A 14,523-nucleotide genomic window follows, 5' to 3' on the forward strand; every position below is an offset into this window, starting at 1 on the left:
TTTGGATGGGGAAAGCAGATCATCAATTTTTTCTAGTTCGGGAAGATGTTTTACCAGAAGCTATGCTTAAAACATTAAAGGCCAAATCTTTACTTGAGCGAGGCAAAATTTCCTCTGTTTATGAGGCAGTACAGCTTGTCGATTTGAGTAGAAGTGCTTTTTATAAATACCGAGACGCTGTCTTTCCGTTTCAAGCTATGGTGAAAGAGAAAATGATTACTCTTTTTTTTCATATAGAAGATCGGACAGGAACGCTGTCCCGATTGTTAGGCATAGTTGCTGCAGCTGGGTGTAATATTCTTACGATCCATCAGACCATCCCACTTCAAGGGAGAGCAAATGTTACATTGTCACTTAATACCACTGCTATGACCATGGAAATCGATGAATTATTGAGTCAATTACGCAAACTAGAATTTATTGATCGTGTGGATTTGTTGAGCAGTGGTGCATAAACTGGGGGAATCGAGAATGGAACAAACTATTGGATATTTAGGACCAAAAGGAACATTTACGAAAATGGCCGTAGATTCTTTTTTTCCTTCGCAAACTTCGATTAGTTATGAAAGCATACCATCCTGTATAGATGCGGTTCAAGAGGGGAAAGTGGACTTAGGAGTAGTTCCTTTAGAAAATGCTATTGAGGGTTCGGTTCACATTACTTTGGATTATTTAATACACCAAATACAACTTCCAATTGTTGGAGAAATCATTGTGCCAATTCGCCAACATCTATTAATACATCCAGAAGCTCAACAAGATTATAAGGCTATTCATACCGTATATTCTCATAGCCATGCCATAGCTCAATGCCATCAATTTTTACACACTCACCTTCCCCATGCAGACATAGAATATACACCTTCTACAGGAAGGGGTGCTGAAATTGTGCAAGAAAAGGGACCAGGGGTAGCAGCTATAGGGAATGAATTGGCTGCAGATTCCTACGGATTATCGATCTGGAAGCCTGACATTCATGATTTTCCTAATAATCATACTCGATTTGTAATCATTAGTAAGAATCGAAAGCAAATTAATTTTCCAAATGAAGAAAAGATTACTGAGAAAACAACATTAATGGTAACTTTGCCAAAAGATTATACAGGGGCACTTCACCAAGTATTGTCTGCCTTTGCTTGGAGAAAAATGAACTTATCCAAAATTGAATCAAGACCAATGAAAACTGGTCTTGGGAATTACTTTTTTATTATTGATGTAGATCAACCATATGACGATGTGCTTTTCCCAGGTGTTAAGGCAGAGTTAGAAGTGCTAGGCTGCCAGGTTACAGTTTTAGGAACCTATTCCTCATATCACTTGCATCGTTCTAAAAGAGAAACATTAACTGAAAAAACATGGTGAAAATGTCTCCTTATTCACTGTGTTTTTTCTTTTTTTATGTCAAATTCATCAACCTTTTTCCGTGTCTCGCATATGTTGAAAGTGAAAGTATGTGTGATCAGCCTAAACTATAACATTAGGAAGAAGGGAGAAACACCATTGAGAATTCATGTAGTTCAAAAAGGAGATACCTTATGGAATATTGCTCAAAAGTACGGCGTTGATTTAGAGCAAGTAAAGAAAATGAATAGTCAGCTTGCAGATCCGGATAAAATTATGCCTGGGATGAAAATTAAAATTCCTACACAGGGCAAGGAAGTTAAAAAGGAAGAACAGATGAAGCCTAAGGAACAACAAATGAAAAAGCCTAAAGAAGAGCAAGTACAAAAACCAAAAGTGGAACACCCTTATAAGGATACTAGTCCAAAACCAATGCCAGTGATTAAAGAAGATCATAAAAAAATGGAAAAGCCAGTCATTGAAAAACCAATGATGCCGATATTTGAGCAAAACTTTCATGCTCAACTAAGTGTTCCGAACATGCCTTATATGCAACCTATGCAGGAACAACCTATGCAGGAACAACCCATGATGGAAGAAGAGCCTTCTATAGAAGAACCGCCAGTGCCCCCAGTACAACAACCAATGCAACAACCAATGCAACAACCAATGCAACACCCAATGCAACAACCAATGCAACAACCAATGCAACAACCAATGCAACACCCAATGCAACAACCAATGCAACAACCAATGCAACAACCAATGCAACACCCAATGCAACAACCAATGCAACAACCAATGCAACAACCAATGCAACAGCCAATGCAACACCCAATGCAACAGCCAATGCAACAACCAATGCAACAACCTTGTTACCCACCAGTACACCATTCTATGGTTTGTAGTTATTGTGGCAATCCATATCCACAAGCAGTTGCACCTTATTCCCAGCCACCCGTGTATCCAGCTGCAACACCTGGATTATGGGGAGGAGACTGGGAAAGTGTGTCCTCTGAATCTGATTTTATGGGAACCGTAGGTGGGGACGACGGTTGTGGGTCTCAGCCACAGGTTCATCCAATGCAGCAAGGATTCCAACAAGGATATCCTAATGGGTATTATGCACCACCACAAGGTTACCCAGCACCACCTCCGCAAATGGTTCCAAACCCATATGGGTATCAACCGTACCCACAAGTGGGAGGTTATCCACCGAATACTACGGGTTATGGAATGAATCCTTGGCCAGGAAATCCCGGAGAGGAATATCCAAGACCAAATCCATATTTGGCAGATGATGAAAGTGAATAATATCTCCAATCGAGGCGATTCCTATGCGAATCGTCTCGTCTCCTTTTTTCAAAAGGAGTGGTCCACATCTTTTAAAATAAAGAAAAGAATAAAGGAACACGTATTTCTTTGTGAAACTGATGAAAAAAAATGGATATTAAAAGCTTATAAAAGTAAAAGGAGCCTTGGTCAACAAATATCTTTTTTTAAGAAGTGGAAGTCAAATAATCCCATGTGGGTACAGTTTCGTTCCTTCCCCGATGGTCGATGGGTGAAAGAATGGGATCAAAAATATTGGGTTATCATGTCTTATGTGTCAGGTCAGTCCCTTTCTTATACGAACGAGGAGGATAGAAAGGAATCATTAGAAGTCATTCAAACTTTTCATCATCAAAGTGAAAGAGTAAGAATAAAACGTCCTATTTTAAGAGATCCATTGTATCTCCGCTATTATCAGAGACTTAATAATTTAGAAGAAACGGAGTCTTATTTCACTTCATTTGGATATCAATGGCTATATATGGATATCGTTCAAACTTGCCGTTACCTCATTCAAAAATTTGAAGATCTACCTTGGAGTAATCTTGAGGACGAAAGTCTTAACAATGGAACCTGGATACATGGTGATGTGGCTAGTCATAATTTTATTCGACGACAAGATGGATTGGTCTGTTTAATAGATTTTGATCTGTTAAGTTTCTCTCCACATGTATATGATTATATTCAATTTGGACAGAGGTTTATTCCTTGGTATGAAGACCAAGAATCAGAATTTCTTTCTCTATTTGAACCATATGTAGATGTAACGGACCCTTTCTGGCAAGAGGGAGTCGCGTTTCCAGCAGATATTTTAAGAGAATGGATTCGATTTATTCGCAACAACCATAATCCAGTGGAAATAAAGTCTTATTTAAAGTATTTGGAAGTGGAATGGAAAAAGCGAAAAAAATTTGTGGAATCCTTCTTTAATATGCTATCATAAGGCAAATAGTTGCAGGAAGGAAGTGCCTTTTTCTAATGGAAGAGCAAGTAAATAAATTGGTAGGGTGGTTAAGAGAAACTGTCCACAATGCTGGATTAAAAGGGGCTGTTGTTGGTGTAAGTGGTGGTATTGATTCCGCTGTGGTTACCAACTTAATAAAAAAAGCGTTTCCTGATCAATCTATGGGAGTCATGCTTCCTTGTAAAAGTAATCCTGACGATCTTAGATATGCTAAAATGGTCATTGATCGATGCGGGATTAACCACATGACTGTTGATTTAACTGTTGCACACGATGCTTTATTTTCTACAGTAGTTCAACAGATTAAGGATCGTAAAGAATTAGATGAAGATCAACAGAGATTAGCAGATGCAAATCTTAGAGCCAGATTAAGGATGAGCGCTCTCTATACGGTAGCTACTAATTACAAGTATCTTGTAGTAGGAACAGATAATGCTGCAGAATGGTACACTGGATACTTCACAAAATATGGGGATGGAGGCGTGGATCTTGTTCCATTAGTTCACTACACTAAGGGTGAGGTACGAGAATTGGCTAAAGTTCTCCAAGTCCCGAATGAAATCATTGAAAAACCGCCAAGTGCTGGTTTGTGGGAAGGTCAAACAGATGAGGCGGAAATGGGAGTTGCTTATAATACGATTGATGATTTCTTAAATGGAGAAACCATTCCAGAACATGACAGAGCTATTATAGAGAGAATGCACAAAGCTACAGAACATAAACGCTCACTGGCGGCTGCTCCACCAAATTTTAAAAATATATAAGATTTCCCCCTTCAAAAATCGTCTTTTAGGATAAAACTTCTATTCTTTGGTTAAGCTGAGAATAGAAGTTTTTTTATACGATTTGTGAAAAACGGGGTGAATTTAATGAAAAAATGGACATTACTACTTATTTTTATTATCCTAAGTGAAATGATTAGTCTTCATATTCAAGCAAAAGACATGAGTGATCAAGGAAGTAAAGAAGAAGATAAGGCTTCCTGGGAAAGAGAACCTTTGACGATTGAAATTGAATTGAAAACAAAATATATTGATGGGCAAGAGGAAGAAGTACGGAAGAAGCAAACGATTTGGTCCATGGAGGATTTATGGAGTGATTATTCAGATTACAGAGTTACGCATCAAGATCAAGGAGAAATAAACTTTCTTAGGGAAGTAGATGATATATCACCAGAGACTAAGGAAAATGGGAGAATTGGCATAAATGAAAAGGGAGAGCTTACCCTATATTATGGTAACCCTGAGAAAGGAAAGGCTGTCCATTCTTACTTTCAAATTAATTTGGATGCACTAGAAAGCTACCAATATGAAGAATTAGAAAAAGGAATTCCGATTCCTACGAAGGAAGTATTTTTGGAAGTAATGGAGACTTATACCCAAGAGGTTTCTGCATCACCTAAAGAAGAATAACTAGGAAAAGGCTGACTTCTAATGAGGTCAGCCTTTTTTGAACAGAAATATAATTCACAAGTCTATTTCAATAAGTTAATCAATACTAAACACCTTTTCTCTTTGTATGTTAAAATGATAGGGATATTTTCACTAAGACTTCCATTTAGAAAGAGGTTAGAGGATTGATAGCATACATAAAAGGGGAAGTAACTGCAATTGATTCAAGTTTTATCATTGTGGAAGCGATGGGGGTAGGATATGAGCTCTTATGTCCAAATCCATTTGTTTTTCAAAAATATAAAAATAGTACAGTGACTATCTACACCTATCACTATGTTCGAGAGGATGCAGAGCATTTATACGGTTTTGAATCTCTTCGGGAGAAAATATTATTTTCAAGACTTCTTCAAGTGTCAGGCATTGGGCCAAAAGGTGCGCTATCAATAGTTGCAGCCTCAGAGGTGGAGGAAATTGCTTCTGCTATTGAAAGAGAAGATGATGCTTTTCTTACCAAGTTTCCCGGAGTTGGGAAAAAGACAGCTAGACAAATGATTCTTGATTTAAAAGGAAAGGTTCAAGAATGGCTTCCAGATGGTCCAGAGCAAGTAACACATCCTACGAGTGCTTCTAATCAATCATTGGAAGAAGCTATGGAAGCTCTTCGTGCTCTTGGCTATACAGAAAAAGAAATCCAAAAGGTTCATAAACAGTTTAAGAATGAAGCTTTGAAGTCACCAGATGAGTATATACGATTAGCGTTGGCATTTATGATGAAAAAATAGGGGGATGACTATGGAGGACAGAATCGTATCTGGAGAGTTACTTGAAGAGGATCAAGTCGAACTGAGCTTACGACCACAAACCTTAAAACAATATATTGGTCAAACCCAAACAAAAGAAAATCTAAGCATTTTTATAGAAGCTGCCAAGATGAGAAATGAACCATTGGACCATGTATTATTGTATGGTCCTCCCGGTCTAGGAAAAACGACCCTTGCTGCCATTATTGCAAACGAGATGGGGGTTCAGTTTAGGAGTACATCTGGTCCTGCTATTGAACGTTCTGGAGATTTAGCTGCTATTCTAAGCTCATTAGAAGCAGGTGATGTTCTTTTTATTGATGAGATTCATCGATTACCAAGAACTGTGGAAGAAATCTTATATCCTGCTATGGAAGACTTCTGTTTAGATATTGTGATTGGCTCTAACGCTAGTGCCAGAAGTGTTCGTGTTGATTTGCCACCTTTTACATTAGTCGGAGCCACAACAAGAGCTGGGTTATTGACTGCTCCATTAAGAGATCGGTTTGGTGTACTCAGTCGTTTAGAATATTATGAAACAAAAGATTTATGTTCCATCGTAGAAAGAACAAGTGACATATTTGCAGTTACCCTCAAGGAAGAAGCTTCGTACGAAATTGCTCGCAGATCTAGAGGAACACCTAGGATTGCCAATCGTTTATTAAAAAGAGTGAGAGATATTGCTCAAGTGAAGGGAGAGTCCATTATTTCTTTGGAAACAACAAAGGAAGCTCTCCAAAGACTCCAAGTGGATGAAGAGGGTCTTGATTCAATTGATCATAAATTGTTGCTTTATATGATTGATAAATTTAAAGGTGGACCCGTTGGACTTGATACAATTGCTGCAACCATTGGAGAGGAATCACAAACGATTGAGGATGTTTATGAACCCTTCTTACTTCAGCGTGGGTTTATTCAACGAACACCAAGAGGAAGGGTAGTAACCCCACTTGCCTATTCTCATTTTAATCGGGAGGTGCCAAAGTCTTGATGGACATTGGCAAAATGCTGATTGTATTTGGGATTGTTTTAGTAATTATAGGATTAATTTGGACATTTATTGGGAAAATACCAGGAGACATTTCTTTTCGAAAGGGAAATGTTACTTTCTATTTTCCAATTATGACCTCTATCATAGTGAGTGTTGTTTTATCTTTATTGTTTTACTTATTTAGTAAATTTAGATAATAGGAGTCACGCCATGAATATACAAGATTTTGATTTTGACCTGCCTGAAGAACTGATCGCACAACACCCATTGAAGGATCGAACATCATCGAGGCTAATGGTTTTAAATAAAGAGAAAAAGACTATAGATCATTTATCCTTCACTGATATTGTTTCTTTTTTACAAGAAGGGGATTGCTTAGTTCTCAATAATACAAAGGTGCTGCCAGCGAGACTTCTTGGTGTAAAAAAGGATACGGGTGCCAAGATGGAATGCCTACTTCTACACCAAAAGGAAGAAGATCATTGGGAAGTCCTCGTAAAGCCAGCCAAGCGAATGAAGGTTGGAACAGTCGTTGAATTTGGGGATGGAAAACTAAGAGCTATATGCACAGACGTTCAAGAAGAGGGAATTCGAATCGTTCGTTTTGAATACGATGGGGTCTTTTTGGAAGTGTTGGATCAATTGGGAGAAATGCCCCTTCCACCCTATATTCGCGAACAGCTAGAAGATCGGGACAGATACCAGACTGTATACGCTAAGGAGCAAGGTTCAGCAGCTGCTCCCACAGCAGGTTTACATTTCAGCGAAGAAATACTAGAAAAAATTGCTCAAAAGGGAGTCCATATTGAATACATCACCCTTCATGTTGGTTTAGGTACATTTCGTCCAGTTAGCGTAGATTCCATAGAGGAACATGAAATGCATTCTGAATTTTATCGTATGAGCCAAGATACAGCAGAGCATTTAAATCAAGTGAAAGAAAATGGAGGAAGAATTATTTCTGTTGGAACGACATCGACCAGAACATTAGAAACTATTGCAAATAATTATGGAAAGTTCGTAGAAGCCTCAGGATGGACGAATATATTTATTTATCCAGGCTATGAATTTAAAGCAATAGATGGATTACTAACCAATTTCCACTTGCCAAAATCAACCCTTATTATGCTTGTCTCTGCGCTTGCTGGAAAAGACTTTATTCTATCTGCTTATCAGGAGGCTGTAAAAGAAAGATATCGTTTTTTTAGTTTTGGAGACGCAATGCTAATCATATAAGAATAGGAGTTCAACGATGGCTATAACTTACGAACTGATTAAAACTTGTAAACAAACGGGAGCACGACTTGGGAAAGTTCATACTCCCCATGGAAGCTTTGATACCCCAGTCTTTATGCCGGTGGGAACATTAGCAACCGTCAAAACCATGAGCCCGGAAGAGTTGAAAGAAATGGGAGCAAATATTATTTTATCTAATACCTATCATTTGTGGTTACGCCCTGGAGAGGATATCGTAGAGGAAGCAGGAGGGCTCCATAAATTTATGAATTGGGATGGATCCATTTTGACTGATTCTGGCGGATTCCAGGTGTTTAGTTTGTCTGATTTAAGACAAATTGAAGAAGAAGGTGTTCATTTCCGTAATCATCTTAATGGTGAAAAGCTTTTTCTATCTCCGGAAAAAGCGGTGCATATCCAAAATTCCTTAGGGTCTGATATTATGATGGCTTTTGACGAGTGTCCGCCTTATCCAGCAGAGTATGATTATATGAAAAAATCCGTTGAGAGGACAAGCCGTTGGGCAGAGCGCTGTTTAACAGCTCATAAAAGACCTGATGACCAGGGCTTATTTGGAATTATTCAAGGGGGAGAATATGAAGACCTTCGAAAATTAAGTGCACAAGATTTAGTTTCTTTAGATCTTCCAGGATATGCGATTGGAGGTCTGTCTGTTGGAGAGTCAAAAGATGTTATGAATCGAGTGTTAGAATTTACTACTCCCTTGTTGCCTACTAACAAACCGCGTTATTTAATGGGAGTTGGATCCCCTGATTCCTTAATAGATGGTGCTATTCGAGGAATTGATATGTTTGATTGTGTCCTACCTACAAGAATTGCAAGAAATGGCACATGCATGACTTCTAAAGGGCGTCTCGTTGTTCGTAATGCAAAATATGCACGTGATTTCAGACCATTAGATGAGAACTGCGATTGTCATGTATGCCAAAATTATACAAGGGCATATATTCGTCATCTAGTAAAATGTAATGAAACATTTGGATTTAGACTTACTACTTATCATAATCTATATTTTTTGGTAAAATTAATGAGTCGGGTTCGTGAGGCCATAAGCGAAGACCGTTTAGGAGACTTTAAAGAAGCCTTCTTCGAACAATATGGATTCAATAAGCCAGATGCTAAAAACTTTTAAGAAGAAGGGAGGAGTGGATTAGATGGAGACATTAATCGGGTTATTGCCTTTAATCTTAATGTTTGCGATCTTTTATTTTCTGTTAATTCGTCCACAACAAAAGAAGCAAAAAAAAATCCAACAAATGCAACGTGAACTTGAAAAAGGAAGCGAAATTATTACGATTGGCGGATTACATGGTACAATCCATGCGCTTGATGAAGGAACAGTTGTTATCAAGGTGGATGAAGGAACGAAGCTTACATACGACCGTTCTGCGGTTCGTGAAGTCGTTCAAGATTAATGGTGTAAATTAAGAAAAGCCTCCCATATGGGAGGCTTTTTAACAAGTTAAGAAAATTTATCTAGCTCCAGCGAAAAAGCTTCATCGAGTAATCTTCGAAGTTTTTGCCCCGAGTAATCGCACAAAGGATAGCTACTTAGAGCTACTTCGCAGAAACAAGTGCTTTTCTTGTTTCGAAGGGCGTTTGCGTTTTTCTTAACAGATAGGAAAGTATAAAATTTTCCTATCTGCATAAGTGCAACTAAGGCATTCTCCACAAAGGCTTGGCGAATGCCGAGTTTTCTAATAGTATCAGAATTTATCCTGCATAAAAAATCGAGTGGTGGAATCATATGCTTCTTATTATTATTAGAAAAGTCCTCTGCTGTGAAAGACCATATAGAATTTTCATTTTGCATAATACCACATTACTTTTTAACGCATTACACTTTAGTTGATCGGGGGTCACGCCCATTTATCTGAACTCCAATAACTCCTCCTACAAGTCCTGCAAAGAGGTAAGTGACATGCAACCACACCTGATTTAGAGAATAACTTTGGTTATATCCTAAGTATTGCAATAAAATCGTTATGAAAATAAATCCTGCTCCAGTTAAAAGGCCAAGGAGCCATCCTTTCTCTTTCCCCTTTAAACCAGTAACAATACCTCCAATGACTAAAGCTAAAACCCCTAACACCCATGTTATGGCTTCCGTTGATTTTCCTCCAAGGTCTGTGAAACGTAAGATAAGCGCAAAGATAAAGCTACTGACCAGCATTACTAAAAGAATGGACACCCATCCATAAAGTAGTGCTACCCCTTGTTTTTTCATCATAATTCCCCTCCCTTAAGAATAACCGTATAAAAGGTTGTACCTGTGTACAAGTTCTATTGTTATATGTATTCAAAAAAAAATGAAATAGACGTAAATATTTTGTACAGGTCCATGAATATAGTGTAGTAAAAGGAACGTAAAGGAGTCATTTTATGACCACGACACTTGCTATTTTAATTTTCATTATTAGTTATTTCTTTATCATCTTAGAAAAATATAACCGTGCCATCGTTGCCTGTGGTGGTGGGTTTTTAATGCTTCTAACAGGGATTTATAGTTGGGATCAAGCTTTTGAAAGTTATATTGACTTCAAAACCATTACCCTTTTGTTTTCAATGATGGTCCTTGTTTCTATTACAAAAAAAACAGGGCTATTCCAGTACGTCGCCATTAAATTGGCCCAAAAAGTGAAGGGTCAGCCGGTAAAACTACTTATCTTATTTGCAACACTTACGGCATTTGGTTCAGCTTTACTAGATAATGTTACGACTGTCCTACTGCTCGTGCCGGTTTTGCTTACTTTAACACAAGAACTAAAATTACCGGCTTTCCCTTTTTTAGTAACTGTCATCATCAGTGCCAATGTGGGGGGAACAGCAACTCTAATCGGAGATCCACCAAATATTATGATCGGACAGGCTGTAGAACATTTGACCTTTTTGTCGTTTATTAATCATTTAGCACCGTTCGTTCTTGTTCTACATGTCATAATTTTAGTTATACTTTATTTTGCTTTCCGGAAGTCACTTCACTCTGGACTGCAGAAAGGGGAAACTTTAGCAAAGCTTAATCCAGGTGAATATTTAAAGAAAACACCTATGTTATACCAATCTATAACTGTTCTACTTATGACTATTGCAGGTTTCCTTCTTCATCCCATCATACATGTGGATTTAACAACCATTGCTGTTGGTGGAGCAATCTTATTATTACTTTTAACAGAAAAAGAAGTACACACGGAAAAAATTCTCCAAGAAGTGGAATGGGTGACTCTATTCTTCTTTACAGGCTTGTTTATGCTAGTTGGAGGTCTGGAAGAAGCGGGAGTGATTGATGAAATGGCAAAATCCATCATGTGGATGACAGAAGGGGATTTACCTAAAACGGCCATATTTATTCTATGGATTTCAGGATTGTTCTCTGGAATTGTAGACAATATTCCTTTTGTTGCAGCTATGATCCCTGTTATTGAACAATTTTTTTCTTATGGAATGTTAAACCTTGATCCTTTATGGTGGGCACTAGCTTTAGGCGCATGTTTGGGTGGGAATGGAACTTTAGTAGGGGCCTCAGCAAATGTGGTGGTTGCTGGATTAGCTTCAAGTGCGAAACAAACCATTCCATTTTTAAAATATATGATCTACGGGATTCCAATCGTTCTTCTTTCCTTAGTTTTAGCCACCATCTATTTATATTTTAGATATTTACTTCCCTTTTTGTAATGGTTTTTTAAAATATGGGAAGGCTAAATAAGTAGTAAAGGTAACGAAGAATGGAGAATAATTTTATGTGGGAAGAAGCTTTTGCCCTTGTTTGGAGGACAGGATTTACTTATATCGTCATTCTCATAATTTTTAGAGTGATGGGGAAACGGGAAATTGGAGAATTAAGTATTTTAGATCTTGTCGTATTTTTAATGTTAGCCGAAATGGCTGTGTTTACTATAGAAGATCCAAAAGAAAATGTATTTTTAATGATTATTCCAATGGTTGTGTTGCTACTTATTCAATTATTTAATTCAAAAATCTCTTTACACAGTCATAAGATTCGCAGAATATTGGATGGGAGTCCTTCTATTATTATAAATCGCGGGAAAATTGATGAGTATGAAATGAAGAAGCAAAAATATAACTTTGATGATCTCTTAATTCAATTAAGAGAACAGGGGATCACACAAATGGAAGAGGTGGATTTTGCTATTCTTGAGCCATCAGGGAAGCTATCTATTCTAAAAAATTCTCGTGGCGGTGGTACTTCATCAAGTGGGATGGTCTATCCTCTGATCACAGATGGGAAGATTCATCATGAATCATTAAAACAGATAGGTAAAACTCAAGAATGGCTATTATCCTCTCTTAAACAACAAGGCTATACAGATGCTAAAGAGATTGCTTTTTGTTCCATAAATGATATTGGCAAATGGACAGTTGATATAAAAAATGAAAAGAGATAGGAATAAACGAAAAAGGCTCGCCAGTTCAGTTGGCAGCCTTTTTGTTATAGAAAACGGTTAATGATAGGTATTTGCTTCCATTCATCTTTCTTAACGATTCCTAATATTTGTAGCAATAGTAAGTAAATAATTCCTAATAGAAGTAGAGCTCCTAAAAATAAAAATACATTACCTCCTACTGTGTCTAACATCGACTTCATAAATTGAGCAGCAGCGTAAGTTAATCCTAGCAAAGCTCCAATTTTTGCCCATTCTTTAAACGGCATGGAAAACTGAATGGCTTTTTTTAAGGATGCATAGTGAAGCAAGGTAACAACAACTACTCCAATGACAATGGCTAATGCAACTCCCATAATCCCTAACTCCGGTCGAGAGGCTAATACGACTAAGGCTACAAATTTAACAATTGATCCTATTACACTATTCCACATAGCTGGTTTTGCATAATCTAATGCCTGTAATCCTGACTGAAGCGGCGTTTGGAAATAAAGCAACAGGAAAAAAGGTGCCATTATATATAAAAAGGAGGTGGCGCTGTCATCGTTATACATATAAGTTAATAACGGAGAAGCAAAAATAAATAATATAACTGTGGCAATTCCTCCCGAAGCCAACGATAGTCGAATAGACTGTTGTAATCGGTAGTGAATTAATCTAGTTTGATTTTTGGCATTGGCCTCACTAATAGCAGGCACGAGTGCAATGGATAAGGAATTTGTAATAAAAGTAGGCAAAAAGAGGAGTGGCATCGCGTACCCCGTAAGTGTCCCATATTGCTTTGTAGCCTCTACGGCAGCTATTCCTGCAATGGCTAGACTTTGAACAACTAAAATGGGTTCAAGAAAATAAGAAACTGAACCAACTAACCGACTTCCTGTGGTTGGGATTGCAATTCTCATTAATTCGTAAAAGGTTTGTTTGCCCGACTTGATAGATGATAAAAATCTGTTAAAAATTTTCACTCTTTTTTTCTGTTTAAACATCCATATCATATACATCAATGATACAAATTCACCTATTATCGCAGAAATCATAGCACCTGCTGCAGCATATTCCACTCCATAAGGGAGAAGTGCTTTTACAAAAAAGGCCACGAGGGTAATTCTAACAATTTGTTCAATGACTTGAGAAATTGCTTGTGGTAACATATTTTGTCTTCCTTGGAAATATCCCCTTAGCACGGACGAAATAGCGACAATGGGAACGATAGGGGAAATAGCCAGTAAAGGATATAACACTCTTTCGTCCGTCAATAAATGCTTCGCAACTAATGGCGCTAACAGGATCATGGCGGTTGTAAATATAACACTTAACAAAGTAGTTATCGATAAGGAGATCACAAGGATAGCTTTTATCTTTTTTTTATCTCCCATTGCTTCTGCCTCTGCAACACGTTTGGATATTGCGACTGGTAAACCAAATTGGGTCAGGTTGATGACTAAGACAAATGTAGGTAGAGCCATCATATATAAGCCAACGCCTTCTTGTCCCATAACCCTTGCAACTACAATTCGGTTAATAAAACCTAAAAAGCGTGTGATCATACCTGCTACAATAAGAATTAACGTTCCTTTTAAAAACGACTGCTTGGTCATCTTGAAACCCTACCTTCTCAAAGAAGTCAAATTCATATACAATGAATGTATATGCGAAGATGGTACAAGGATGACAAGCTTTCATAAATTATCTATCAGAATGAAGGACAGTTTGGGAGGATCGCCATGGAAGAGGAGAAAAGTGTTTTGCAATGGAAGAAAACTCTTTTGCCGTTTTTAGAGAGTAAGGCAGAAGAATTAAAGGTTATGGGATATGATAAAACAAAGCCAGAAGATGTTTGGGATTGTTTGATGAAAAAGGTTTGGAAGAAGGAAAAAAACTTGCGATTACATCAGGCAGTCCAGGATGTTATGCATTTAAGCACTCAAATTTTTATGAGCTATTTGACTATGAAGGCTTACGAAAGCAATGATTTATTCGCACAAATTCGAGAATTGGCAGAAAACGTTCCTGAATAATAGATAGCTATCTTTGGGATGTATAT

General features: G+C 37.7%; 18 protein-coding genes. 15 read left to right on the plus strand and 3 right to left on the minus strand.

The window, feature by feature from the left end; all coding sequences use genetic code 11:
• The first annotated feature begins 5 nt into the window (after positions 1-5).
• The 12 genes from RZN25_02945 (at position 6) to yajC (ending at position 9,494) form a co-directional block, all read left to right on the plus strand.
• Positions 6-455, plus strand: a complete 450-nt coding sequence (locus RZN25_02945; protein MEQ6375786.1) for an ACT domain-containing protein — start codon at positions 6-8, stop codon at positions 453-455.
• 16 nt (positions 456-471) lie between these two features.
• Complete coding sequence (pheA, locus tag RZN25_02950; protein MEQ6375787.1) at positions 472-1,362, plus strand: prephenate dehydratase; 891 nt, start codon at positions 472-474, stop codon at positions 1,360-1,362.
• A gap of 138 nt (positions 1,363-1,500) precedes the next feature.
• On the plus strand, positions 1,501-2,655 hold the full coding sequence (gene safA, locus RZN25_02955; GenBank protein MEQ6375788.1) for a SafA/ExsA family spore coat assembly protein: 1,155 nt from the start codon (positions 1,501-1,503) through the stop codon (positions 2,653-2,655).
• Positions 2,648-3,616 (plus strand): phosphotransferase, encoded by a 969-nt coding sequence (locus RZN25_02960; GenBank protein MEQ6375789.1) that lies wholly within the window; start codon positions 2,648-2,650, stop codon positions 3,614-3,616. The genes safA and RZN25_02960 overlap by 8 nt, the downstream gene beginning before the upstream one ends.
• Before the next feature lie 35 nt (positions 3,617-3,651).
• On the plus strand, positions 3,652-4,401 hold the full coding sequence (nadE, locus tag RZN25_02965; protein ID MEQ6375790.1) for an NAD(+) synthase: 750 nt from the start codon (positions 3,652-3,654) through the stop codon (positions 4,399-4,401).
• Between the two features lie 105 nt (positions 4,402-4,506).
• A complete protein-coding gene (locus RZN25_02970) occupies positions 4,507-5,049 on the plus strand; it encodes a BofC C-terminal domain-containing protein (GenBank protein MEQ6375791.1) in 543 nt (180 codons plus the stop codon).
• Between the two features lie 164 nt (positions 5,050-5,213).
• Complete coding sequence (gene ruvA, locus RZN25_02975) at positions 5,214-5,813, plus strand: Holliday junction branch migration protein RuvA (GenBank protein MEQ6375792.1); 600 nt, start codon at positions 5,214-5,216, stop codon at positions 5,811-5,813.
• Between the two features lie 10 nt (positions 5,814-5,823).
• On the plus strand, positions 5,824-6,822 hold the full coding sequence (gene ruvB / locus RZN25_02980; protein MEQ6375793.1) for a Holliday junction branch migration DNA helicase RuvB: 999 nt from the start codon (positions 5,824-5,826) through the stop codon (positions 6,820-6,822).
• Entirely contained in the window at positions 6,822-7,019 is a 198-nt protein-coding gene (locus RZN25_02985) for a DUF2905 domain-containing protein (GenBank protein ID MEQ6375794.1), read from the plus strand. Before ruvB ends, RZN25_02985 begins: the two co-directional genes overlap by 1 nt.
• Positions 7,020-7,032: 13 nt before the next feature.
• Positions 7,033-8,058 (plus strand): tRNA preQ1(34) S-adenosylmethionine ribosyltransferase-isomerase QueA, encoded by a 1,026-nt coding sequence (gene queA, locus RZN25_02990; protein MEQ6375795.1) that lies wholly within the window; start codon positions 7,033-7,035, stop codon positions 8,056-8,058.
• A gap of 16 nt (positions 8,059-8,074) precedes the next feature.
• Complete coding sequence (gene tgt / locus RZN25_02995) at positions 8,075-9,211, plus strand: tRNA guanosine(34) transglycosylase Tgt (protein MEQ6375796.1); 1,137 nt, start codon at positions 8,075-8,077, stop codon at positions 9,209-9,211.
• A gap of 22 nt (positions 9,212-9,233) precedes the next feature.
• Positions 9,234-9,494, plus strand: coding sequence for a preprotein translocase subunit YajC (gene yajC, locus RZN25_03000; GenBank protein MEQ6375797.1), 261 nt, complete (start codon positions 9,234-9,236; stop codon positions 9,492-9,494).
• Between the two features lie 47 nt (positions 9,495-9,541).
• Here yajC and RZN25_03005 read toward each other — a convergent pair whose 3' ends face one another.
• Positions 9,542-9,892 (minus strand): hypothetical protein, encoded by a 351-nt coding sequence (locus RZN25_03005; GenBank protein MEQ6375798.1) that lies wholly within the window; start codon positions 9,890-9,892, stop codon positions 9,542-9,544.
• A gap of 24 nt (positions 9,893-9,916) precedes the next feature.
• Complete coding sequence (locus tag RZN25_03010; protein MEQ6375799.1) at positions 9,917-10,309, minus strand: TIGR04086 family membrane protein; 393 nt, start codon at positions 10,307-10,309, stop codon at positions 9,917-9,919.
• 152 nt (positions 10,310-10,461) lie between these two features.
• On the opposite strand from RZN25_03010, the gene RZN25_03015 reads away from it, so the two are divergent.
• Positions 10,462-11,751, plus strand: coding sequence for an ArsB/NhaD family transporter (locus RZN25_03015; GenBank protein MEQ6375800.1), 1,290 nt, complete (start codon positions 10,462-10,464; stop codon positions 11,749-11,751).
• A 65-nt stretch (positions 11,752-11,816) separates the two neighbouring features.
• A complete protein-coding gene (locus tag RZN25_03020; GenBank protein ID MEQ6375801.1) occupies positions 11,817-12,482 on the plus strand; it encodes a DUF421 domain-containing protein in 666 nt (221 codons plus the stop codon).
• A gap of 44 nt (positions 12,483-12,526) precedes the next feature.
• Here the strand turns inward: RZN25_03020 and spoVB are convergent, their stop codons facing one another.
• Positions 12,527-14,077, minus strand: coding sequence for a stage V sporulation protein B (spoVB, locus tag RZN25_03025; protein ID MEQ6375802.1), 1,551 nt, complete (start codon positions 14,075-14,077; stop codon positions 12,527-12,529).
• A 126-nt stretch (positions 14,078-14,203) separates the two neighbouring features.
• Here spoVB and RZN25_03030 point away from each other — a divergent pair, with 126 nt between their 5' ends.
• Complete coding sequence (locus RZN25_03030; protein MEQ6375803.1) at positions 14,204-14,497, plus strand: post-transcriptional regulator; 294 nt, start codon at positions 14,204-14,206, stop codon at positions 14,495-14,497.
• Positions 14,498-14,523: the final 26 nt, after the last annotated feature.

The sequence above is a fragment of the Bacillaceae bacterium S4-13-56 genome, from assembly GCA_040191315.1.
In the GTDB taxonomy this organism is placed as follows: domain Bacteria; phylum Bacillota; class Bacilli; order Bacillales; family JAWJLM01; genus JAWJLM01.